This is a genomic window from Bradyrhizobium sp. BRP23 (assembly GCF_020194135.1).
In the GTDB taxonomy this organism is placed as follows: Bacteria; Pseudomonadota; Alphaproteobacteria; order Rhizobiales; family Xanthobacteraceae; genus Bradyrhizobium; species Bradyrhizobium yuanmingense.
In genome coordinates, this window is the sequence record NZ_JADYVW010000011.1 from 152566 (window position 1) to 174475 (window position 21910).

The following is a 21910-nucleotide window of genomic DNA, read 5'->3' on the forward strand; positions in this document are numbered from 1 at the left end:
CCGAACCAGCAGACGAAGGTCGCAGCATTCCTGATTTCGGCGCACGGCGCCCTGGCTCGGCAATTCGCTTTCATGCTGCCCGCGAGGCTCGACGCGGCATGGCAGACCGAATTGAATGCTCAATTTTATCGCGAGACCGAGATCGTCTCGCTGCTGCTGCGCGCCACGTCCTGGGTGGTGGATCCTTCCCTGGGTTACATGTTCGCCTCCTGGGAGTCCGCCTGGCTGCCTGCACCGGTCGAAGGGATCGCAGACCCTCGCCTTGCCCAAATGATTCACCTCGCAGCGCTTGCCCACGCCGTGCATGCCGGTATACGGCCGGCTGCGCTCCTACCGATCGAGGCCAATGCGCAGGATCCTTTTGTTATGGCGCTACGCCGGATCGAATTCGAGAGTGGCCGGCTGTTGCAGGCCCAGATTCTGTTTCTGAAGAGCACAGATCTTGCGCCGCATCGCGACGCGGTCAGTGCGGCGCTCGCGCAGCGTCACGCCGGAGTCCGCAAGCTCTGGCGCGAATTACTTGAGAGCATCGGCATCGGCGCACCGCCGGCATGACCACGCGCGGTTGCGCCGGTCAATCGATGATGTGATAGCCGCCGTCGATATAGAGCACACCACCGGTGATCAGCTTGGCGCCGTCGAGCGCCAGGAACGCGGTGGCATTGCCGACATCGTCGATGCTGACGAGGCTGCGCGAGGGCGCCTTGGATTGCGCCTTGTCCATCAGCTCGTCGAACTCCGGAATGCCGGAGGCTGCGCGGGTCGCGAGCGGTCCCGGCGAGATCGCGTGCACGCGGATGCCCTTCGGACCGAGCTCGGCAGCGGCGTAGCGAACGGCGGCCTCGAGCGCCGCCTTGGCGACGCCCATGATGTTGTAGTTCTCCACCACCATCTGGCTGCCGTAATAGGTCATGGTGAACATCGTGCCGCCGTTCTTCATCAGGGGTTCGGCCAGATGTGCCATCCGCAGGAAGGACCAGCAGGAGACGTCCATGGTCTTCAGAAAGCCGTCGCGGCCGACATCGACGACGCGGCCGTGCAGTGCTTCCTTCGGCGAGAAGGCGATGGAATGAAGCAGGAAATCGAGCTGCCCCCACTCCGACTCGATCCGCTCGAAGACCGCCTCGGTCTGGCCTTCGACCATGACGTCGAGCGGCAGGAAGATCGGCGCTTCGAGCGCCTGCGCCAGCGGCTCGACGTGCTTCTTGGCGCGGTCGTTCAGATAGGTGACGGCGAGGTCGGCGCCGAGCGCGCGAAACGCCCTGGCGCAACCCCAGGCGATCGACTGGTCGTTGGCGATGCCGACGACGAGGCCCTTCTTCCCCTTCAGAGCGACCTTGCTGTCCGGAAATACTGGAATCATGACACCCTCTCTTGTCTGGGGTTGGGCGATTGGCCGTTCATCAACAGCGTCAGCGTGTGCTGCGCAATCATGAGCTCCTCGTCCGTCGGGACGACGTAGACCGGAACGAGACTCGTCTTTGCCGATATCAGCCGCGAATGGCGCGTGTTCTCGGCTGGGTCGAGTGCCACGCCAAGCCAGCCGAGCTGCTCCGCCACACGCGCGCGGATGCCGCTCGAGTTCTCGCCGATGCCGGCGGTGAAGACGAAGGCATCGATCCCCTGCAACGCCGCCGCCAGCATTCCGGCGTTGAGGCCGATGCGATAGACGAAATAGTCCACCGCCAGCTTCGCTTGCGGATCCGTGCTCGCCTCCAGCTCGCGCATGTCGTTGCTGAGCCCGGAAAGCCCCTTCAATCCGCAATCGCGATAGAGAAAATCCTGCACCTTCGACGGCGTCATCCCCTTCTCGGACAATAGGTACAGCACGACGCCCGGATCGAGCTGGCCCGGGCGCGTGCCCATCGGCAGCCCATCGAGCGCGGTGAATCCCATCGTGCTCTCGACGCTCAGCCCATTCTTCATCGCGCACATCGACGCGCCACTGCCGAGATGGGCGACAATCACCCGGCGCTTTGCGACCTCTGGCGCAATCTGGGGCAAGGTCCTGGAGATGTACTCATAGGAGAGCCCGTGAAAGCCGTAGCGTCGCACACCTTCGGCGTGAAGCTGGTAGGGGATGGCGTAATGATCGGCCAGCGGACCGTGCGTGCGGTGAAACGCGGTGTCGAAGCACGCGACCTGGGGTATCGTCGGGAAATTGGCCAGGATCGAGCGGATCGGCGCCAGATTGTGCGGCTGATGCAGCGGCGCTAACGTGACGAAGCGTTCTAGCCGTGCCACCACGCCATGATCGACGAGAATTGGCCGCTCATGATCCGGCCCGCCATGGACGACGCGATGCCCGACCGCCAATGGATGGATGCGCGCCTCGTTCCGCAGCCATTCCCCCGCGACTTGCATCGCCGCCGGCACGTCCGGAATGGCCTCGATCGGATAGGCCCGGTCCGCCATGGGATCATTGCCTGCCCTGCTCGCCCGCAAGCGCGGACGGCTGCCGATGCCGTCCACCTGCCCCTTGATCAGGCGGCGCAGAACGCCCTCACCCTCGACCGCAAAGACCTGGAACTTGACGCTCGATGAGCCGGCGTTGACGACGAGGATGCTGTCCATGGCGGTCACGCCGCGACTGTCGGCGCCTTCTGGCGCCGCGCGTGAGCATAAAGTGCAGCAACTGCGCAGGACGCCATCCGCGCTCTTGGGCTGTCCGCACGCGAGGTCAGGACGACGGGGACGCGCGCGCCGAGCACAATGCCGGCGCCGTCGGCCTTGGCGAAATAGGCGAGGTTCTTGGCCAGCATGTTGCCCGCTTCGAGGTCGGGCACGACCAGGATCTGAGCACGGCCGGCCACCTCGGACTTGATGCCCTTGATCCGCGCGGATTCGAGGTCGATCGCGTTGTCGAACGCCAGCGGCCCGTCGATCACGCCGCCCGTGATCTGGCCGCGATCCGCCATTTTGCAGAGCGCCGCGGCCTCGATCGTGGATGGAATCTTCGATGTGACGGTTTCGACCGCGGAAAGGATGGCCACCCGCGGCGACTTGCCGAAGCCCGCCTGATTGTAGAGATCGATCGCGTTCTGAATGATGTCCCGCTTGGCGTCCAGATCGGGGAAGATGTTGATTGCGGCGTCAGTGACGAAGATCGTCTCGGCGTAGGCCGGCACATCCATGACGAAAACGTGGCTGATGCGCCGATCGGTGCGCAATCCCCCGACTTTGCCCGTGACGGCTCGCATCAGCTCGTCGGTGTGAAGGCTGCCCTTCATGAGCAGTTCGCCGCGCGCGGCATGGATCAATTCGACACCCCTCGCCGCGGCTTCGTCGCTGTGCGCGGCATCCACGATCTCATAACCCGAGATGTCCAGGCCGAACGTGCCAGCCGTATCCCGGATCTTCCGCTCCGGTCCGACCAGGAGCGGCCGGATGATGCCGGCAGACGCGCTGTCGACGGCGCCGCGCAAGGATGTCTCATCGCAGGGATGCACCACGACGGTCGGCGTCGGCGGGATTGCCCTGGCCGCCGCGATCAGGCGATCATACTTGCTGGGAGACTGCGTGGCCGTCGCATCTGCTGACATGATGTCGCTCCCGATCCTTGCAACTCGCGTTACGACGCCTTCGCCTTGGGATCGAAAGGGGCAACGTTCGACGCCCTTTCGGCACCTTCCGCGGTGTCGAGGCCAAACAGGCCGGCGATCTGCCGCAGCCGGTTGGCGCGCTCGCCGGTGACATCCGCACTGGCCGACAGCACCTGCTCGATCGCCTCGAATGCTGCGCGGCGAACGTTCATGTCGTCAGGCAGCAATTTCGGGATTGCAGCGAGCGCCCCTTCCCGGTCGAGCAGCAGCATGAAGAACTGCTCGCGTACCAGCATCTTGAACTCGGCAAGAGACATGCGTGCGCCGCCATGATCCCGGCGGACCCGGCGCAGAGCCTCGATGCTGCGTTCGTCCACCATCCCCCGTGCCGAGCCGACATAGAGCAAAGCGCGCAACGCCGCTTCACGGAGGCCGCCCTCACCGATCCGCGACTTCAGCTCGGCAATGCGCTTCTCGAGCATGGTGCGATGCTCGGCGGACATCTCACGCCGACGCGACGGCGTGGACGTCGGATCGATCCCGACCGCCGCCTGGAGCGCCGGGGATCCGTAGACGCTGAGGAACATCGCTTCGCTGAGCGCCTCCTGTGAATCGCGCCAGCTGTCGAGGGCGTGAACGACCTGCTTCGAGATCTGCTCCTGGAACGCCAGGAACGGATTGTCCGCAGCGACCGGCTTGCGCTTCTCGGCGGCCTTCTCGGCCAATGATTTCACCGTCGCCATGAAAGGATTCTGGCTGCTGAACAGCTCGTACTGCAGCCGCAGCGGATGCATGTTGTGAGCCCATTCGGCCATCTGTGGCGTCACCATGCGCTTGAGCCATGGCTGGACGAATTTTCGATAGGCCGCCAGGTTGATTTCCGAGATTCGTTTGGCGGTGGCAAAGCGTCGCTCGTCCTCAGGCGAATTGCCGCCCATGGCGCGGATGTCGTCGAGCGTCCGCGCTTCGCAGCGCATCACCCACTGGCCGACGACCAGATCCGAACTTGCGGTTTCCTCATCCTTCGCCTCGAACGTCGCTTCATAGAGTCCGGGCGGCAGAACGTCGATGAGGTCGATGTTGCTGGAAAATTCCGCGTGCTCCTTCTTGGCGACGCCGCCGGAGACGAAGATGCCGAGATGGCCGATGTTCTGGTGCACGGTGTAGACGATGGTCTGGCCATAGGCCCTGATCTCATCGACATCGGCATAGCAATCGAGGATCCAATGCAGCGCCTGCTGCGGCGGCGTGATGTTGTCGCCCTCCGAGCAGAACACCACGATAGGGGATCTGATGTTGCGAAGGTCGACCTTCCGGCCATCGGACATTTCGATGTTGCCGGCCGCGAGGTTGTTGCCGACGAACAGCTCATCGACGATGAATTGGATCTCCTCGGCGTTCAGGTTGACGTGGCCGCCCCACCAACGCTCGAATTCGAGATAACGATCCGCCTCGGTGTCGACCTTGGAATAGACGTTGTATTGCTTGGTCCAGAGCGTATTCGACGGGTTCTGGTTCTCGAAGTTCTGCACCAGCCAAGCACCATCGAACTTGCCGGCGCCGAGATCCGAGGTCAGGGCCGTCAACCAGCTTCCGCCCAAGAGCCCGCCCGAGTAGCGCATCGGATATTTTCCATGCACGCCGGCCCAATAGGCCAGCGGCGCGCCGGCGATGATCAGCGGGCCGAATAGCTCGGGACGCAGCGAGGCCAGGATCATGACGGCCCATCCGGCCTGACAATTGCCGATCACGCAGGGCTTGCCGTCGGCATCCGGGTGAAGGCTCATGACCTTTTCGATGAAGATGGCTTCGGCACGCGCGATGCGCTCGATGGTCTGACCGGGCATCGGGTCCGGCAGGAATCCGATGAAGTAGCAGGGATGGCCTGCTTTCATCGCCACCCCGATCTCGCTGTCGGCCTTGAAGCCGCCGATGCCGGGGCCGTGGCCCGCACGCGGATCGACCACGACGAACGGCCGCCGGTTCATGTCGATCTCGACGTTGGCGGGCGGAACGATGCGCACCAGCGCGTAATTGACGGGCTCGGCGAGCTGGCGCCCGTCGATGATCAACTCCGCCGCATATTGCAGAACATGCGGGGCGGTTTGCGCGAGGTGCTCCCTGTACTGGTCCCCGCGCCGGCGCATGATATCCAGGAACAGGATACTGCGCTGTCCCGCATCGACGAGGTATTCGACTGCCGAGGCGACCAGCCCCGACATGGGACCGCCCGGAATTTGCATCTTGTGCATGGACATGTTCTCGACCTCTCCGTCGCCTCGGCCAATTGACGGCTTGGAGCGAGGACGAACGTTGATCTAGGTCAAGATGATCTGCACGCTTCGGAGGCGTCTATCCTGCATTATAGGGCATGAGACCCGGCCGGGCGGTTTTGAAAGAGCGACATCGGTAATGTCCCAACCTGCAACTTACAGCGTGCAAACCGTGCTGAAGGACAGCACCCCGATCCAGGTCCGCGCGCTTCGCGCCAGCGACGAGGCGGACATGCTCGCCGCCGTCGCGCGTACCGGACCGCAGTCGCTGCAGAACCGGTTCTTCGTTTTGAAACGGCATTTCTCGGAGAAGGAGCGTGCCTTCTTCATGGACGTGGATTTCAGCAATCACGTTGCGCTGGCCGCTCTCGCCGAGGAACAGGGTCGATACGCCATTATCGGCGGCGGCCGGTACGTCATCGTCGAGCCCGGTCGGGCCGAGATGGCCTTCGTCGTGGTGGATGCCTGGCAAGGTCGCGGGGTGGGCTCCTTATTGCTGAGGCACCTGACAGAGATCGCGCGCGAACAAGGCGTAAGAGAGCTCACAGCCGAGGTTCTGTCCGACAACATGCCCATGCGCAGCGTGTTCGCGAAGGCGGGCTTCAAGCTCGCGCGGAGTGACGATCCGAGAACGGTGCACCTGTCGCCCACGCTTTGATCCGCGCGCCCGGCTTGAGCCTCACCTCAAAGCGATCGTGATCCGACTGATATTGGCCGCCAGCTCGAGTCCCGCCTTCGGGCCTTGCAGCACCATCGTGACGCCCTTTTCATTGCGCAGGTGCACACCATTGGCGCCGCCGACCAGCGCAAAGCCGCCGCCGACGGAGCTGTAGTTGCCGGCGAAGTCACTGACCTCCCGGATACCGGATGCCCAGCCGTCGAGGCGGCCGACCGTTGCACCGACCGTGATGCCCAGGCTCACGCCGCTGACGTTGAAGGGGTAGGTCTTGCCCCGGTACGTCAACACGCCGCTGCCCACGCCACCGCCGGCCAGGAATCCCGCCTTGACGATCTTCACTCTGACCTGACCGGTGGCCTGCGCGAAGGACGGCGCCGCCGGCAGGGTCAGCCCGAGCGCGAGCAGGAGCAGCGCGACCAGGCGAAATGCGCGCATGCGCGGCTCAGGGTTTTGCGGCATCGACTTTCTTCCAGGTTTCATCGGGATTGAACAACGTGGTGCGCTGGGCGATGAACTCGGTGCGCTTGCCGAGATCCTTCTGGTAGACGACGCCGTCATGATTGACCAGGAAGGTCATGACGCCCGAATTGCCGTATTCCGCGGGCCAGGCGATCAGGGCGAAGCCGCCGATCATCTTGCCCTTGACGACGTAGTTGAGCGCACCGCCGCGCGCATCCCGCCCCTGCGCTTTGAGAATCCGGAAGTAATAGCCGTGATAGGGCGTCGGCCCGACATCACCGCCGCGATAGCCCTCCTTCGTTGCTTCGGCCGCGAGCGCGCCGAGCGGGCTCGGGTCGCTGTCGTCGCGCCAGAACAGGCCGTCCTTCTTGCCGGGCGAGGAGGAGATGCGCTGCGCGTAGACGCCGACGCCCTCGCCGCGGTCCTTTTCCGCATATTCGTTTTGCGCGTCGACGAAGGCGAGCGCGGTCTGGATCGCGTCGAGCTCGTTGCGGCCGATGCGACGGCGCAGCACCTCAATGCGTCCCTCGTCGGTGTCGAACGCCCAACCCGTCCTGGTGTTGACCAGCGGAATTGGAAACGGAAAATCGTCCGGCCCGAGCATCAAGGTGGCGGTCTTGTTGCCCTCCGCCTTGATGCCGTGCTTGGCGTCGTACATCGCGGTGAAGCGCGCTCGAATGTCGTTGTCGGCAACCTCGTCGCCGGACGACACGATGTCCTCTGCATTCCTGCCGAGCACTTTCAAGATGTCTTTCGGGCCGCTCTTGACCGCGGCGGCAAGCGCAGACGCGGCCTCTTCCGGTGTCTTGTAGGATTCCTGTGCGAGAGAGGCCGACCCGAGCAGCGCGAGCGCGAGGACGCCGGGCATCAGCGCACGGCTAAACGATTTCAGGCCGGTCATGGCATCACCTCCGCAGGAATTTTCGCGCCGCCGGCGAGCCAGTCGCGATAGGTGCGGAACGCCAGCCCGAGTTTTTCGTAATGGACGCGCAGATAGCCGTCGCTGCCGCGGGTCACGGCAGCGGGCATCACCTGCTCGACCTCCTGCGCCATCACGCCGACATAGGCCTTGTCGCTGCCAACGTAGCTGAAGCGATAATAGCCGAGGCCGTTCGAGAGATGACCGAGCAGGACGACATCATGCTTCAGCGCTGCGTCGGAACGCCGACCACCGCCGCCGCCGCCACGGAAGCCGCCTCCGCCGCCGCCGCGCATCGCCATTCCGCCACCGCCGCCGCGGCCGGCAAAGCTTGGTCCGCCGCCGCCACCGCGCGGCATGCTCGCCATGCTGGCGCGGCCGCGCGCGGATGCCGCGGCAGCCGAGCGGCCGGAGGAAACGTTCATGGCCCCGCCACGATTGCCGCCGCCACGATTGGCCGCACCGCCGCCGGCGCGGTTCGCAGCCTTGGCGCGATCGCCACCGCCCTTGGTCGCACCTTTGGCACGATCACCGGCACCGGCACGATCGCCGCCGCCAGGCCGGTCGCGCGTCCCTGCGCTGGGGCGATCGCCCGCGCCCGGACGGTCGCCACGATTGCCGGCGCGATCCCCTGCGCGATCTCCTGCGCGATCTCCTGGACCGCCGCGATCACCCGCACGATCTCCCGCCCGGTCCCCGGCACCCTGGTCGGGGCGCAGCACCTGGTTGCCGTCGCGGCCGCGGAAATCCATCCGGTCCGACACGCCGGCCTTCAGATTGTTGTTGCCGAAGCGCTGCTGAACATTGCTGTTGTTGTAGCGCACACCGCCGCGATGCGCCGGATTGTGCTGCCAGCCATTGCCGATATTCGTGGTGCGATGGTTGACATAGACGTTGCGGTTGCCCCAGTTGCAGCCGCCGCCCCAGTAATTGCCCCAGCGTCCGATCGCCCAGGCCGTGCCGAACGCGATGCCGGCGGCGACCACGCCGGCGCCGATATAAGACGGGTAGCCCCAATAATAGGGCGGATACTCCGCATAGGGCCAGCTGCCGTAGACCGTCGCCGGGTCGTAATACGGCACGTACATCGCCGCGGGATCGGCCTGCTGGATCACGACGACCTGCTTGCCTTCCTGAGACTGGACGCTGACCTTCTGCTGCTTGGTCGTCACCAGCTTCTTGTTGTCATAGGCCTTGTTGCGCAGACGCTGGATCGCGTCCATTACGTCGGGCTGCTGGGCGAGGAAGGCATCGCCCAGCTTCTTGGTCCAGTCGAGCTGCTCGCTCATCATCGCGAGGACATCGGCGGTGCTGGCCAGCGCCTTGACGCTGTCGTCCCAGCCCTGCTTTTCCACTTCCGTCTTCAGCGCATCGCCCTTCAGGCTCTTGCGCTCCTTCAGCCAGCGGTCGGCCTGCACCACCTCCAGCGGATAGGTCGAGGCGGCCAGTACATTGGCGAGCAACTCGTCCGGATAAAGCGCGATCGGCGCGACGAGGGCCTCGAGCTGCTCGGGCTTCAGGAGCTCGGCCGCCGGTGCGGGCGGGCTGGCAGGCTGCGCCTGCGGCGCCGGGGCTGCAGGCGTCGTTGGGGTCTGCGCCATTGCGGCGACCGAAGTTGCCATCAACAGCGCCAGCGCCATCAGGGTCTTGCCGCAACGAAACATCACATCCTCCCTGGGACTTCGAGTGCGGGAGGATCAAGCCGGGGCGCAGGCGTTTGTTGATCGAGATCAACGAAACGAGGCAGTCGGGGCTGCCGCAGCGCAAGATCGGATTATCATTCGATCAGCTCGGCATCCAGCAGAAGCCGGCTCGGGACCGTCAGGCCGAGCGCCCTGGCCGTCTTCATATTGATGACGAACTCAAACCTGGTGGCAAATTGCACCGGGAGAGTGCTGATATCGGCACCGCGCAGGAGGCGGTCGACATAGCCGGCGCCATCACGAAATTGCTGGGTCAGATCTGCACCATACGACATCAGCCCGCCATTCGACGCGTAGAAACGGACTGCGAAGATGGCGGGCACGCGCCGCTGCGCCAGCAATGCAATGGCCATCGCGCTGTGGGTTCCGAAGAAGCCGCCATCCGGCAGCACGACGAGGCCGCCGCCTGTGCGCGCCGCCGTCTCGATCGCTCCCGCCATCTCCGGACCGCTGCGAACGCTCGCACCGGCGATCTTGAGGCCGAGACGGCTTTCGATCTGGTGCGCCGCTTGAACATAGAACGGTCCGTAGGGTGCCGATTCCGGATTGAACAGCAGGGCCGCATGGCTCATTCCCGGCACCATGTCCTTCAAAAGGCCGAGCCACTTCCCGCTCATCGAATGCTCATAGAGCGAAAAGCCGGTCAGATTTCCGGCCGGCCTGGCCAGATTGGCGACAAGCCCCGTCCCTACCGGATCGGAAAGCCCCACGAAGACGATCGGAATTCGTTGCGTTGCATCGCGCAGCGCCCGTGTTGATCCGGTACTGGTCGAGAGCAGCACGTCCGGCGCCGCGGCGACGAGCTCGAGCGCCTCCAACTTCTGGCGCGCCGGATCGGGGCCCGGCCAGCGCACCTCCAGGCGGTAGTTCTGGTTGGCGATCCAGCCTCGATCGGTGAGACCCTGCTGAAAGGCATCCACGCGCATTTGCGCGCCGGGATCACGAGCGACATTGCCCGTCAGCACGCCGACGGCGGGCATTCGGTCCTGGGCGTTCGCCAGGACCGGCAACGCAGCAGCAGCACCAACCAGCGTCATGAAGTCACGACGTCTCATACGCCTCACGCTCGCCTGTCGTACTCGTCATGCGATCGAGAGAGAACGGCTTCAGCGCCGTGATGTTTGATCAAGATCAAGATACCGCCCGCTCAGCGAGCGGTCGGAAGCCTGATCGTGAACAGTGCGCCGCCCGCGGGCTGGTTCGCAGCAGCGATCGTGCCGTGATGGGCCTCGACGATGGTTCTGGCGATTGCAAGGCCCATGCCCATGCCTTGCGGTTTGGTCGTGAAGAACGGATCAAACAGGTTTGCGAGATCGGAGGCGGGTATTCCGGGCCCGGTGTCGGCGATCCTGATTTCGGCCTGATTGCCGGCAAGCTGGGTCGCGACGCTGACCTCCCGCTTTCCGGCCTCCGCATCGGAAATCGCATCCATCGCGTTGATGATCAGGTTGAGAATGACCTGCTGAAGCTGGACCGGATCTCCCTTGACGTGAAGGCCGGCCAGGGCCGGCAAATAGCTCAACGTGATCCGGCGTCCCTGAGCGAGGGCCTTCACCAGATCGATTGCTTCGCGCACTGTATCGTTGAGCTCGATGTGCTTGACCTCAAACGGGGTCTTTTTCAGAACGCTGCGCAGCCTACGGATCACCTCGCTCGCCCGTTGGTCGTCCCTTCTGATGTCGGCGAGGATCTGCTGAATCTCGACAAGGTCGGGCTGAGCGGCCCTGAGCATGAGCTCTGCAGTCTCCGCATTGGTCAGAATCGATCCGAGTGGCTGGTTCAGTTCATGTGCGATCGATGTGGTCAGCTCGCCAACTGCCGAGTAGCGGTTGACGTGGGCGAGTTCCGCCAGCCGCTGACGCGATTCGACTTCGGCGACGCGGCGCCGGCGACGCTCGTGCAGGAGCCCGCTGATGAGTCCGGTCTGGACCAGGAACACAGCCGAGATCATCAGCATCTGCCAGTGATAGCGCTGCCAGATACTCGGCTCGCGAAACAGGATGGTGCTTCCCTTGGGCAGGCGACTCTCGCTGATGTCCCAGCGCTGCAGCTCCCGCCAGTCGTAACGCGGCGCGGCGAAGGCGATCGGCTCATAATTGATGCTCGCCGGTTTCGCGCCGCCGAGAATGCCGATCGCGGCGCTGACGGTCCGCGACGTCGTTTCCCCAATCAAGTGCATCGGTCCCCCGACCGTGCTCTCGCCGAAGAACGGCTCCTGGTAGGAGAAGATCGGGGCGTTCGCGACGGCATGCAGGCTGCGCAGCGCCCAGTCGCTCTCATAGACCACCCCGGCCGCATCGACGGACATCAGCCCCCAGAACAGCGCGGTGTGAGACGGGAGCTTCGATGAGCGCTTCAGGATCTCCTCGAACGACAAATCCGAGTACCAAACGAGTTCGATCCGCTCCGCAAAAGGTTTCAGCTCCCGCTTCAGCTCCTCCGTCCAAAACCTCTCGAGCGGCGAAGCTCCGACCACGATCGCAACCGATTTTGTATCGGGCAGGACCTGAAGAATGTTGTCGAAGGCCGCGACGAAATCGTTGCGGACAGCCACGACGACATCGTTGTCGCCGAGATTGGCGCGATCGATCAGTCGATGCTCGACTGCGGTCAAGATCAGCGGCGCATCGGGGAACAGCCGAGCGCGGTATTTCTGCGCAAATCGGGCGGCGGGCGCGCCGATGCTCACGACGATGTCGGGCGTCGCCCCCTGGTACAGCGAGTGCAGATACTCGACGAAGGGCGCCTCGGGACCCGGATTGTTGAAGCGCGCGGTGAGCAGCGCGTGCTCCTGGATATCCAGTGGCCAGGGCGATTGCCGCTCGAGCTCGGCCTTGATGTCGCGCGCATACTCGCTCCATGGCCGAAACTCGCGGCCGAAGGAATGCAGCAACAGCACGCGCTTAAGCTCTCCGCGCCGGCTCCGCTCGACCGCACCGGCTTGCCCAGCAAACAGGCACTCGGCCACGAGCAGGCCGAGACAGAGGAGCGCGGCAGCGAGCCGTGGCTTCACCCGGTCTTTGCACGCGCCCCCGCTCATGCTGCACCTCGCAGCTTACGGCCAGCTGCTTTCCAGGCAATTCTAGCTGGAATCGCACCATACGGACAGCCCCCGACGCGGGCCTGAGCAGCGCGTGACGACGCGGCCATAGGCGTCCACCAGTTGCGCGCAGGACGGCGCATAATAGGCGCCGGCGGCCGAAATGGCAGGCGAGGACGACTTTCGGAGACCACGTCTCGTCCGTCCTCTTCTCTCGTTCAATGCCCGCCGCTCAGCACGAGCGTCTGGATCGGCAGCAACAGCGCCTGGATCCGCAGCAGCAGCGCGTGCACGAGGCCGACACCGTCGACGACGTGCAGCGCGATCTTCCGGCTGGTCGAGGTGTCCTTGGCCGAAATCTCCTCGTGATTGCTGGTGTAGGCGTTGACGATGCAGCTCGAGCCCGGCGTGACACCGTCGAGACCGCCCTTGTAGAGCGGCTCCAGGAAAACCAGGATCGTGCCGGGACGGACGGCATTCTGCGGATCGATGAGCTGCTCGCCGGTGCGAAACTGCCCGGCCGCGATGTAGTCCTGCACCGTCGTGATCACCATGGGAATGATCACCCACGGCTTGGATATGCAGGTCGCTTCCGCCACCATGCCGGTCTTCATGACCTGCGCCTCAATCTGGCCGAAACCGGCCTGGAGCGCCTTGCGGCCCGCACCCTCCGGAACGAGAACACCGGCGGGGCGCATCAGCTGGTTGACGACATCGCCGGGGCGAACCAGGAACTGCTCGACGCGCCCGTCGACACCGGCACGCACATAGGTCTTGTCGAGATCGACCTGAGCCTGATCGAGCGTGGCTTCGGCGCTGGCCTTCTGGGCCGGCAGCAGAACCGAGACCTGCAAGGACGCCGACTGCTTCACCGCGGTCGCGGCGTCGATGCCAGACTGTCGCTGATCGACCAGCACCTGGAGCTTGTCGATGTCACGCTGCGGAACGATGCCGGGATTGCGGCGCTGGAGCTCGGACTTGACCTCGAGCTCGTCTTTGGCCTGCTGGTAGTTGGCCCTCGCTTCGCCGAGCTGCGCCTCGGCCTTGACCACGTCGGCCTGCGCCGTCTGCATGGCGGCATCGACTTCTGCCACCTTCCGCTTGGCGGTCTCGACCGCAGCCTTTTGCTTCGAGCTATCGAGCGTGAACAGCACATCGCCCTGTTTGACGGGCGCGGTGAAGCCGACTTTGACCTCGGCAACACGGCCCGAGCCTTCGGGCAGAATTGGCACGGTGCGGAAGTACAGCGTCGCCGACGATGTCGCCGGATGGAAGTAGAAGATCATGGTGATGAGCGACACCGTCAGCATCAGGCAGGCGGTGATGCCCCAGCGCAGCTCGTACCAGACCGAGAAGAAGGTGATTTCCTTCCCGAAGCGCTTGCCCTGGGCGTAGCGGCGGTACAGGTAGTCCGGAAGGATCGTGACGAGGGAGCAGATCAGCAGCTCAAGCATGACTGCGCTCCTTCTCCTTGGCGGGTCCCGGCTTGTCCGCGGGGGGCGGTGCGACGGCCGCCTCAGCCTGGACTTCCTCCGCATCGGAGGCCGGCGTCGCGTCGGCGATCTTCTCGACGGACCCGGCAATGCTGCGCAGCGGCGTGCCGAAATCCGGAAGATCGATCATTGCGAGGAGCAGTCCGGCGATCCAGAAGATGTGCATGTGCGTGAACAGCGAGATCAGGCCGAGCACGGCGACTAACTCGAACTGCAGTTTATGCGTTTTGTGCGCCATCCGCTCGGGCAGGCTGTGCAGTTTCCAGTAGAGCGTGCCGACCCAGAGCACGGCCCCAATCAGGAATACGCCCATCACCACCATCAGCGTATCGGTCCCGCTCCCCGGTGCGAGATAAAACGGCAGATGATGCGGTGCCATCGGATGAAGCTGCTCGCTCAAACGTCTCTCCCGGTCAAAACGTCCATGGGCGGCACTGTGTTCGGGTATGTTCGCGTTTGTTTGATTTGAGTCAAGGGAACACGTCAGGGCCAACCCTAGCGTCAGCCGCATGCTGATTGGACAACCATCAGGAGCCGCCCGCCATGCCCGGCCTAGACGATCTCATCCCCAGCGCAGCCCAGATTCGTAAGGAAGCCGCCCTCAAGGAAGCCGAAAAGGCGGAGGAATATGTGCGCCTTGCCGCCGCGGCCGAGGCGGAGAAGCGCGCCTTGATCGAGCGCTTGAGCAAGCCCTCGGGCAAGACCGAGGAGGAGAAGATCAAGCTCGCCTCGACCGTGATCCAGCGCGCGGTGCGCAACGGCCTCACGGAAGTGCTGGTCTATCGCTTCCCCAACTCGCTCTGCACGGACAAGGGCCGCGCCATCAATCAGATGGAGAAGGGCTGGGAGAACACCCTGACCGGAATTCCCAAGGAGATCTTCCAGCTCTGGACCGATTACCTGAAACCGCGCGGCTATCGCATCGCCTATCAGATCATCGATTTTCCGGGCGGCGTGCCCGGCGACATCGGCGTGACCATTTCCTGGGACGATTAGCAACAGGTGGGATCGGCATGGCGAAGGACGGCCCTGCGGAGCGGATGAAGCGGAAGGATTACGAGAAGGAGCTCGAGAAGCTCCAGGTCGAGCTGTGCCATCTCCAGGACTACGTGCGGGAAAACAAGCTCCGGGTCATCGTCCTGTTCGAGGGTCGGGACGCCGCCGGCAAGGGCGGCACGATCAAGGCGATCACCGAGAAGGTCAGTCCGCGCGTGTTCCGGGTCGTCGCCCTGCCCGCGCCGTCCGACCGCGAGAAGACACAATTGTTCTTCCAGCGCTACATGGAGCGATTTCCGGCCGGCGGCGAGATCGTGATCTTCGACCGGAGCTGGTACAACCGCGCCGGTGTCGAGTACGTCATGGGCTTCTGCACCCCCGCCGAGCACGAGCGTTTCCTCAACCTGTGCCCGCAGATGGAGAAATACGTCATCGACGGCGGCATCATCCTGATCAAGATCTGGCTCGAGGTCGGCATGGACGAGCAGGAGCGCCGTTTCAAGGCCCGCATCGACGACCCGGTCCGACAGTGGAAGCTCAGTCCGATGGACCTGGAATCCTTCCGTCGCTGGTACGATTATTCGCGCGCGCGCGACCTGATGCTGAAGAAGACCAGCACGAAGGATGCGCCCTGGAACATCGTCCGCTCTGACGACAAACGAAGGGCGCGGCTCAACTGCATCGCGCACCTTCTCGGCGCCATCCCCTTCAAGCGCATCAAGAAGGACAAGATCAAACTGCCGAAGCGCTCCGACAAGGGACGCTACAACGACCAGGCCAGCCTCAAGAAAATGAGTTTCGTCGCGCAGCGCTATTGAGCAGCGTCAGGCCGCTAAAGCGCGATGCGATTGGAATGAATCGTCATCGCGCTTTAGGTTGTTGTTTGAGCATGTTCTACACACTTTTCCGGATCATGCCCTAGGGGCCCGACGCTGCCGTCGATCGCTCAATGGCCATACAACCCCTTCAACTCGATTTCAGGCGGATCGTGACGCCACCGACTGCAGCCGATACTTCCGCGCCGACCCGTGGGCCGCTGAGCTGGAGGATCACGCCATTGCTGTTTTGCAACTGAACGGCGCCGGCACCTGCGGCGATTGCCCCACCCGCTCCTCCCACGGCATAAGAGCCTTCGATCGACGCCGGCCCCTTTAGATTGAGCGCGCGGCCGACGAACTTCGTGGTCGACGCTCCGATGGTGAGGCCCACGCTCATGCCAGACACCGTGAATGGGTATTTCTTGCCCCGGTAGACCAGAACGCCCTCACCGCCACCGGCGCCGACGATGAAGCCACCCTTGGTGAAGACGACCGCGACCTGGCCGGTGTCGGCACGCGCGGACGTGCTAAAGCCGGCAACAGCGGCGAGCGAAGCGACCAGGACGGCGCCGAAGGACAGTTTTCTCATGACGTTTTCTTCCCCTTATTGAGCCAGGATCATCGCGAAGTAGCCGAAGATGGTGAGAAGGATGCCCGAGACGGCATAGCCGACCGGGAATCCGATCCAGGGCACGGAGCTCTGGATCTCGACCGCGGCCTCGCGGCACGGGCCGGAATGCGACCGCGCGCCGGCAACGCCGCCCATCAGCACCGCCGGATTGATCTTGAAGACGTGGAAGCCGATCGCCCAGACGATGAACGGCGGGATCGTGCACGCGATGAAGCCGACGATGAAGATCTTGAGCGCGAGCGCGCCGGTGAGCTGAGCCAACAGGCCGGCGCCGGCATTGACCCCGACGATCGCGACGAACACAACGAGGCCGAGATCCTCGAGCACGTTTCGCGCCGCGTTCGGCGTATTGCCGAAGAAGCGCAGCCGCGACACGACCGAGGACACGATCACGCCGGACAGCAACAGCCCGCCGGCATTGCCGAGACCGACCTTGGCACCGAAGGCGGGGAATTCGATCATGCCGATGAGGAAGCCGATGATCATGCCGACCGACAGGGTCAGCAAGTCGGTCGAGGTGTTGGCGCGCGCGATGCGGCCCCACATCTCGCCGAGCTCGTTGACCGCCGACTTCAGGCCGACCACCGAGACGATGTCCATGCGCTCCAGCTTGGTCTTGAGACCGGCCGGGATCTGCACCCCGCCCCGCTCGACCTTGGTCACCTGCAGCTGGCCGGCGATGGCCGTGTCGCGGAAGGACTCGAAGGTCCGCCCGACGACGTCCTTGTTGAAGACGACGATTTCCGCCTGGTCCATGGGTATACCGAGCGTCTTGGCATCGGCGACCTCCGGACCAATCAGGCCCATCTTCTCAGTCAGATGCTCGGTCGATCCGCCCAGCGCGACGATATCGCCCTTCTGCAGCACGAGCTCGGGATCAGCCCCCTGCGGCTCACCATTGCGCCCGACATTGACGATACGGTACTCGGGATTGACCGTGCGGAATTTAGCGATGCTCATCCCGATCGTCGCAGGATTCTCCAGCCGGTAGGCCCGCAGACCGAACTGACGGTAGCCGGTCAGGGCGCCGCCTTCGAGATCTTTGACGCCGAACTCCTGCTCATACTTCTTGGCGGCGGCCTTGGCATCGACGCCCCACCAGCGCGGCAGGTATTTGCAGATCAGGATGATGCCGACGGTGCCCCAAATGTAGGTAATACCGTAGGACAAAGCGATCATGCCGGAGGCATCCTCGGGCTTCATCCCGGCAGGCAGTTTCACGACTCCCGACGTGACGGCCTGCTCGGCCGAGCCGATCGCCGCCGACATGGTCTGCGATCCCGCCAGCATTCCGCCAGCCGCACCGGGCGGCAATGCGAAGAGCTTCGCCCCAAGCACGACGAGGGTCAGGCCGATCACACTCGACACCACCGCGAGGAACAAGAATTTGATCCCGTCGCCCCGCAGGCTGTTGACGAAGGACGGACCTACGCGCAGGCCGACGCCGTACATGAAGAGATAGTAGAACAGGCTCTTGGCGAAGTTGTTCAACTCCAGCTTCACGCCATAGCTGGATGCCCAGACCGAGATGCCCGCGCCGACCACGATGGCACCGGCGACCATGCCGAGGCCATAACCCTTGATGCTGGCTCGGCCGATATAGACGGCGAGACCGACCACGAAAAACAGCAGCAGATACGGGTACTGTTGCAAGAACTGGAAAAATGCCTGCATGTTCGTCCCCTCCCGACCTATGACGCGGCCTTGAGCTTCGGCTGCGCGCTGGGCTTTGGCCTGCCGAGCTTGGCCAAGGCTTCCGTCCGTACGAGTTTCAGCCCTTCCTTGGCGTCGTAGCCGTGGATCTCCTTCACATCGAGCTTGCGCATGAAGTCGATCGTCTCCTGGGTGATGACCTGGCCGGGCACCATGATCGGGAAGCCCGGCGGATACGGGATCACGAAGTTGGCCGAGACGAGCTCGGGCCCGGCCTTCAGCCGCCGGTCGATCTCGGGATCGTTGAGGCGGATGTGCTCGCAGCCGGCGACGTCATAGGCCGCGTAGAAGCCGCTGCGGATGTCGCCCTCGTTGGTCTTGGTGCCAGCATCGCCGCGGAAGCTCGGGTGGAAATGCGAGAAGTTCGGCAGATCGGGCACGTCCTTCATGAGGCTCGTCACCCGTGCCTCGAAGGTCTTTCGCGCATTGGCACCGCCCTGGGCCAGGCCGCGGTCGATCTCGCCCGCGATCTCGGCGAGCACGCGAACGAGATGCGCGACGTCGCTGCGAGTGTTGTTGATGTTGGATTGGACCAGCACCGAGTTGCGGGAGGTCTTGTTGACCTGGATGTTGTACTCGTTGGCAAGAATGCCCTTGAACTGCGTGCCGTCATAGCCGGCCGTGCCGCATACCAGCGTCATGCGGGTCGGGTCGAGGCAGAACTCGTCCTCGTCCAGGCTCTTCAGCGTGTTCGCCCAGTTGACGCCGGGGGCGAGGAAGTCGGTGAAGCCGCTCTGGCGGTACTGCGCCGGCACCATGGCGTCGGCACCGAGGATGCGGAAATATTTCGAGATCAGCGGGTTGTTGTTGACCGCCTGGCGGATCGCGAACGCGATCTCGATCGCATTGGCGACGAGGCCATAGCCCTCCAGCTCCATCTGCCGCCGTGAGATGTCAAGGCTCGCGATCAGCTGCTGGTTCGGACTTGTCGAGGCGTGGGTGAACACCGCTTCCTTGAACTGCTGCTCCACGGTGTGGAATTCGACGTCCTTGACCGAGAGCATCGAGCCCTGGCGGATCGCCGACATCGACTTGTGGGTCGAGTTGGTCTGGTAGACGCGCAGCCGGATCTGTCGGGGGTCCGGGATCAGCCGGGTCTTGAGCAGCACCTCGTCGGACGGGTTCTTGCCGAGCTCGGCCTGCTGCTTCTCATAGGCCGCGACCGACTTGGGATCGCGCATCCATGCCTCGATCTCGTTGGCCGCGCCAAGTCCGGTGCGGCGGCGCAGGAATGGCGAGAAACGCGCGAAGCCGAACCAGGCTTCATCCCACAGGAAGATCAGATCGGGCTTGATGGCGAGGCATTCCTCCATCACCCGCCGCGTGTTGTAGATATGGCCGTCGAACGTGCAGTTGGTGAGGTCGACCATCTTGACGCGGTCGAGCCGGCCATCGGCCTTGGCGCCCAGCAGCGCCTGCTTGATGGTCTTCAGCGGCACCGCGCCGTACATCGAATATTCCGTCATCGGGAAGGCTTCGACGTAGAGCGGCTGCGCACCGGCCAGCACCATGCCGTAGTGATGCGACTTGTGGCAATTGCGGTCGACAATCGCGATGTCGCCGGGCGCGAGCAGCGCCTGCACCGCCATCTTGTTGGACGTCGATGTGCCGTTGGTAACAAAGAAGACGCGGTCGGCGCCGAGCGCCCTCGCCGCCTTCTCCTGCGCCTTCTTGATGTTGCCGGTCGGCTCCAGCATGCTGTCGAGACCGCCGGTGGTGGCGCTGCTCTCGGCCAGGAACAGGTTCGGGCCGTAGAACTCGCCCATGTCCCGGATCCAGTCGGACTTGAAGATCGACTTGCCGCGGGCGATCGGCAGCGCGTGGAAGGTGCCGATCGGACGCTGGGCGTATTTCTTGAGATTGTCGAAGAACGGCGTGTCGTAGCGATCTTGGATGCCTTCGAGGATCGATAGGTGGAGTTCCAGCAGCTCTTCAACGGAATAGAAGATGCGACGGACCACATCCGCCTCGGGATTGCCGGCGAGCTCCTCCACGTCGCGGTTCGAGATCATGTAAAGGTCGAGCTCGGGCCTGACGCGCTTGATGATCTGGGCGAGCCGCAGCGCCGAAGCGTCGGTTTCGTCGTTGAGACCGGCCGAGGCCATGATCGAGCGCAACACCGGTGCATCGTGCCGCGAACGCAGGCCAAAGCCCTCGTTGATGATGACGGCTCCGATGTTCGGATTGAGCATCGTCGCACAGAAAGCGTCCTCCAGGCTGCCGACGATCACAGGTTCATAGATGAACGCGTCGATCGGGCGCCGCAGCTTGCGCCATTCCGCGGCCAGCGCCGGCCATTGGCTGGAAGATACGCCGGTGACGATCAGGGTTTCGAAATACGGCCTGCGCGCGCTGTGCGCGCCAAAGGCCGGCGGCGCCAGCTCGGGCGCATCGCCGTTGCCGTCGTCCTTGGGGCTCCAGTCACCGGCATGTTGGCGGAAGGATCGGGTCGCCAGTGCCTGGGCAATTCTCGTCGCAAGGGCGAACGATGATGCACCGTCGCCGGCGACTGCTGCTTCCCGCAGCGCCGCCATGAGGTGCGGACCGGGATAGCCGTGAAATTCTTCGATGATCGAAAGATCGGCCAACGCCGCGTCATAGGCTGTGCGATTGCCGACGCGCGCCCAGGTCTTTGCTGCTTCCACAAGGTCGCGCCAGTCGTCTGCCCGCGCGCCCGGGCCGGAAAAGAACTGGTCGATACGCTTCTGTGCGGGCTTGGCGTCTTTGGACATCTCTCTCTCCCGATCCTCTAAAGGTGATGCGGGATCGTGGGTGCGGCGCGGCTCGCTCCATTGATCCAAGTCAACGGTCGCGTGCATTCTGCGGGCCGACGCCGTGCCGTTCGCAGCGCAACACGAAAAGATCAGGCCGTTCGTTGTGCGACGCTCACCTGATTATTGGCGCGCTCATCTCCCCTTCTGCGAACGTAGCGCTTCGCAGCGCAGCAGCACGATCAACAGCGCGACGACCGGCAGGCCCAGCGCGAGATCGGGGACGCTCTTGGTTGCAAAGGCTCCGGCGGCGGCACCGAAGCCGAACACGACGCACAACGCGATGAAAATGCCCGAGCGGCGCAGCGTTCCGAGTGGTGCGCCGCCTGCTGCGACTGCGAAGACGTTCTCGATGGCCTGACGCATGTTGCTGGTGATCATCACCGTGCTGCACACTGTGCCTTCGACCTTGACGAACATTGCGGCCTGCATCGCTGCCACGGCGGAAATACCGAGCGTTCCAGCCAAATCGGGCAACCTATTGTGCAAGATGCCGATCGCTATCAACAGCAGGATCTCGATCAACGTACTGACCGCGCTGGCCCGCTCGCCCGTTGCGCGGCGCAGCCAGGCTGCGAGCACGATGCCGACCGCGAACGCCAGGATTGGCGGCACGAAGTGCAGCGCCTTCGCCCAGTTGCCCGCCATCGCGTGAACCCACAGGAAGATCAGGTTGGCGGTCTGGGCATTCGCCAACACGCCGTGGATGATCCAGGTATAGGCGTCGATATAGCCGCCGACAAAGGCGAGCAGCAGGACGATCTCGACTGTCTCGTCGCGGCGGATCGCACCGGTTGTGACGTTCAGGGTACTCATGACGGCAATATGGGCTTTCGCGAACATTCCATCGCGTCATAGCCGCCGCCACGTCGC

The 21910-nt window shown here is 63.9% G+C and carries 19 protein-coding genes; 4 read left to right on the forward strand and 15 right to left on the reverse strand.

All coding sequences use genetic code 11. The features are described 5' to 3' along the window. The first annotated feature begins 72 nt into the window (after positions 1-72). Positions 73-555 (forward strand): hypothetical protein, encoded by a 483-nt coding sequence (locus I6F24_RS27410; RefSeq protein ID WP_346656935.1) that lies wholly within the window; start codon positions 73-75, stop codon positions 553-555. 19 nt (positions 556-574) lie between these two features. Here the strand turns inward: I6F24_RS27410 and fabI are convergent, their stop codons facing one another. The 4 genes from fabI to I6F24_RS27430 are packed head-to-tail and all read right to left on the reverse strand — an operon-like array spanning position 575 to position 5800. Beyond that, positions 575-1363, reverse strand: a complete 789-nt coding sequence (gene fabI, locus I6F24_RS27415) for an enoyl-ACP reductase FabI (protein WP_036028003.1) — start codon at positions 1361-1363, stop codon at positions 575-577. Continuing rightward, positions 1360-2574 carry an acetate/propionate family kinase gene (locus I6F24_RS27420; RefSeq protein WP_109145805.1) on the reverse strand — a complete coding sequence of 405 codons (1215 nt, stop codon included), beginning with the start codon at positions 2572-2574 and terminating at the stop codon, positions 1360-1362. Before I6F24_RS27420 ends, fabI begins: the two co-directional genes overlap by 4 nt. Before the next feature lie 5 nt (positions 2575-2579). Next, the gene (locus tag I6F24_RS27425; protein WP_225149667.1) at positions 2580-3542 is read right to left on the reverse strand and encodes a phosphate acetyltransferase; all 963 of its coding nucleotides are present in this window, start codon (positions 3540-3542) and stop codon (positions 2580-2582) included. 29 nt (positions 3543-3571) lie between these two features. Next, positions 3572-5800, reverse strand: a complete 2229-nt coding sequence (locus I6F24_RS27430) for a DUF3141 domain-containing protein (RefSeq protein WP_057029173.1) — start codon at positions 5798-5800, stop codon at positions 3572-3574. Between the two features lie 154 nt (positions 5801-5954). On the opposite strand from I6F24_RS27430, the gene I6F24_RS27435 reads away from it, so the two are divergent. Continuing rightward, positions 5955-6473, forward strand: a complete 519-nt coding sequence (locus tag I6F24_RS27435) for a GNAT family N-acetyltransferase (RefSeq protein ID WP_225149666.1) — start codon at positions 5955-5957, stop codon at positions 6471-6473. A 21-nt stretch (positions 6474-6494) separates the two neighbouring features. Here the strand turns inward: I6F24_RS27435 and I6F24_RS27440 are convergent, their stop codons facing one another. The 7 genes from I6F24_RS27440 to I6F24_RS27470 all read right to left on the reverse strand — a co-directional run bounded on the left by I6F24_RS27440 (position 6495) and on the right by I6F24_RS27470 (position 14487). Then, entirely contained in the window at positions 6495-6929 is a 435-nt protein-coding gene (locus I6F24_RS27440) for a hypothetical protein (protein WP_346656936.1), read from the reverse strand. 7 nt (positions 6930-6936) lie between these two features. After that, complete coding sequence (locus I6F24_RS27445; protein WP_225149664.1) at positions 6937-7854, reverse strand: DUF2950 domain-containing protein; 918 nt, start codon at positions 7852-7854, stop codon at positions 6937-6939. Further along, a complete protein-coding gene (locus tag I6F24_RS27450) occupies positions 7851-9536 on the reverse strand; it encodes a DUF3300 domain-containing protein (RefSeq protein ID WP_225149663.1) in 1686 nt (561 codons plus the stop codon). Before I6F24_RS27450 ends, I6F24_RS27445 begins: the two co-directional genes overlap by 4 nt. A 113-nt stretch (positions 9537-9649) precedes the next feature. Beyond that, entirely contained in the window at positions 9650-10612 is a 963-nt protein-coding gene (locus I6F24_RS27455) for an ABC transporter substrate-binding protein (protein ID WP_225149662.1), read from the reverse strand. Positions 10613-10722: 110 nt separating this feature from the next. Further along, positions 10723-12615, reverse strand: coding sequence for an ATP-binding protein (locus tag I6F24_RS27460; RefSeq protein ID WP_225149661.1), 1893 nt, complete (start codon positions 12613-12615; stop codon positions 10723-10725). A gap of 218 nt (positions 12616-12833) precedes the next feature. Continuing rightward, complete coding sequence (locus I6F24_RS27465; protein ID WP_109143801.1) at positions 12834-14069, reverse strand: HlyD family secretion protein; 1236 nt, start codon at positions 14067-14069, stop codon at positions 12834-12836. After that, positions 14062-14487: a hypothetical protein gene (locus I6F24_RS27470; RefSeq protein WP_035999432.1), complete on the reverse strand. Its 426-nt coding sequence runs from the start codon at positions 14485-14487 to the stop codon at positions 14062-14064. The genes I6F24_RS27465 and I6F24_RS27470 overlap by 8 nt, the downstream gene beginning before the upstream one ends. Before the next feature lie 164 nt (positions 14488-14651). Here I6F24_RS27470 and I6F24_RS27475 point away from each other — a divergent pair, with 164 nt between their 5' ends. Further along, positions 14652-15104, forward strand: a complete 453-nt coding sequence (locus I6F24_RS27475; RefSeq protein WP_035999435.1) for a hypothetical protein — start codon at positions 14652-14654, stop codon at positions 15102-15104. 17 nt (positions 15105-15121) lie between these two features. Next, entirely contained in the window at positions 15122-15922 is an 801-nt protein-coding gene (ppk2, locus tag I6F24_RS27480) for a polyphosphate kinase 2 (protein ID WP_109143802.1), read from the forward strand. Between the two features lie 148 nt (positions 15923-16070). On the opposite strand, the gene I6F24_RS27485 is transcribed toward ppk2, so the two are convergent. The 4 genes from I6F24_RS27485 to I6F24_RS27500 all read right to left on the reverse strand — a co-directional run bounded on the left by I6F24_RS27485 (position 16071) and on the right by I6F24_RS27500 (position 21853). Then, complete coding sequence (locus tag I6F24_RS27485) at positions 16071-16511, reverse strand: hypothetical protein (protein WP_035999439.1); 441 nt, start codon at positions 16509-16511, stop codon at positions 16071-16073. A gap of 15 nt (positions 16512-16526) precedes the next feature. Next, positions 16527-18227 carry a transporter gene (locus I6F24_RS27490; protein ID WP_035999441.1) on the reverse strand — a complete coding sequence of 567 codons (1701 nt, stop codon included), beginning with the start codon at positions 18225-18227 and terminating at the stop codon, positions 16527-16529. 17 nt (positions 18228-18244) lie between these two features. Then, positions 18245-20998 (reverse strand): decarboxylase, encoded by a 2754-nt coding sequence (locus I6F24_RS27495; RefSeq protein WP_225149660.1) that lies wholly within the window; start codon positions 20996-20998, stop codon positions 18245-18247. A 174-nt stretch (positions 20999-21172) separates the two neighbouring features. Continuing rightward, entirely contained in the window at positions 21173-21853 is a 681-nt protein-coding gene (locus I6F24_RS27500) for a YoaK family protein (RefSeq protein WP_225149750.1), read from the reverse strand. Positions 21854-21910: the final 57 nt, after the last annotated feature.

What these genes read in the sequence shown, in the direction of transcription:
- I6F24_RS27410 (WP_346656935.1), top strand. Translation starts at nt 73, where the DNA reads ATGCTGCCCGCGAGGCTCGACGCGGCATGGCAGACCGAATTGAATGCT.
- I6F24_RS27430 (WP_057029173.1), bottom strand. Translation starts at nt 5,800, where the DNA reads ATGTCCATGCACAAGATGCAAATTCCGGGCGGTCCCATGTCGGGGCTG.
- I6F24_RS27440 (WP_346656936.1), bottom strand. Translation starts at nt 6,929, where the DNA reads ATGCGCGCATTTCGCCTGGTCGCGCTGCTCCTGCTCGCGCTCGGGCTG.
- I6F24_RS27420 (WP_109145805.1), bottom strand. Translation starts at nt 2,574, where the DNA reads ATGGACAGCATCCTCGTCGTCAACGCCGGCTCATCGAGCGTCAAGTTC.
- ppk2 (WP_109143802.1), top strand. Translation starts at nt 15,122, where the DNA reads ATGGCGAAGGACGGCCCTGCGGAGCGGATGAAGCGGAAGGATTACGAG.
- I6F24_RS27425 (WP_225149667.1), bottom strand. Translation starts at nt 3,542, where the DNA reads ATGTCAGCAGATGCGACGGCCACGCAGTCTCCCAGCAAGTATGATCGC.
- I6F24_RS27500 (WP_225149750.1), bottom strand. Translation starts at nt 21,853, where the DNA reads ATGAGTACCCTGAACGTCACAACCGGTGCGATCCGCCGCGACGAGACA.
- I6F24_RS27475 (WP_035999435.1), top strand. Translation starts at nt 14,652, where the DNA reads ATGCCCGGCCTAGACGATCTCATCCCCAGCGCAGCCCAGATTCGTAAG.
- I6F24_RS27485 (WP_035999439.1), bottom strand. Translation starts at nt 16,511, where the DNA reads ATGAGAAAACTGTCCTTCGGCGCCGTCCTGGTCGCTTCGCTCGCCGCT.
- I6F24_RS27435 (WP_225149666.1), top strand. Translation starts at nt 5,955, where the DNA reads ATGTCCCAACCTGCAACTTACAGCGTGCAAACCGTGCTGAAGGACAGC.
- I6F24_RS27490 (WP_035999441.1), bottom strand. Translation starts at nt 18,227, where the DNA reads ATGCAGGCATTTTTCCAGTTCTTGCAACAGTACCCGTATCTGCTGCTG.
- I6F24_RS27455 (WP_225149662.1), bottom strand. Translation starts at nt 10,612, where the DNA reads ATGACGCTGGTTGGTGCTGCTGCTGCGTTGCCGGTCCTGGCGAACGCC.
- I6F24_RS27445 (WP_225149664.1), bottom strand. Translation starts at nt 7,854, where the DNA reads ATGACCGGCCTGAAATCGTTTAGCCGTGCGCTGATGCCCGGCGTCCTC.
- I6F24_RS27470 (WP_035999432.1), bottom strand. Translation starts at nt 14,487, where the DNA reads ATGGCACCGCATCATCTGCCGTTTTATCTCGCACCGGGGAGCGGGACC.
- I6F24_RS27465 (WP_109143801.1), bottom strand. Translation starts at nt 14,069, where the DNA reads ATGCTTGAGCTGCTGATCTGCTCCCTCGTCACGATCCTTCCGGACTAC.
- fabI (WP_036028003.1), bottom strand. Translation starts at nt 1,363, where the DNA reads ATGATTCCAGTATTTCCGGACAGCAAGGTCGCTCTGAAGGGGAAGAAG.
- I6F24_RS27495 (WP_225149660.1), bottom strand. Translation starts at nt 20,998, where the DNA reads ATGTCCAAAGACGCCAAGCCCGCACAGAAGCGTATCGACCAGTTCTTT.
- I6F24_RS27460 (WP_225149661.1), bottom strand. Translation starts at nt 12,615, where the DNA reads ATGAGCGGGGGCGCGTGCAAAGACCGGGTGAAGCCACGGCTCGCTGCC.
- I6F24_RS27450 (WP_225149663.1), bottom strand. Translation starts at nt 9,536, where the DNA reads ATGTTTCGTTGCGGCAAGACCCTGATGGCGCTGGCGCTGTTGATGGCA.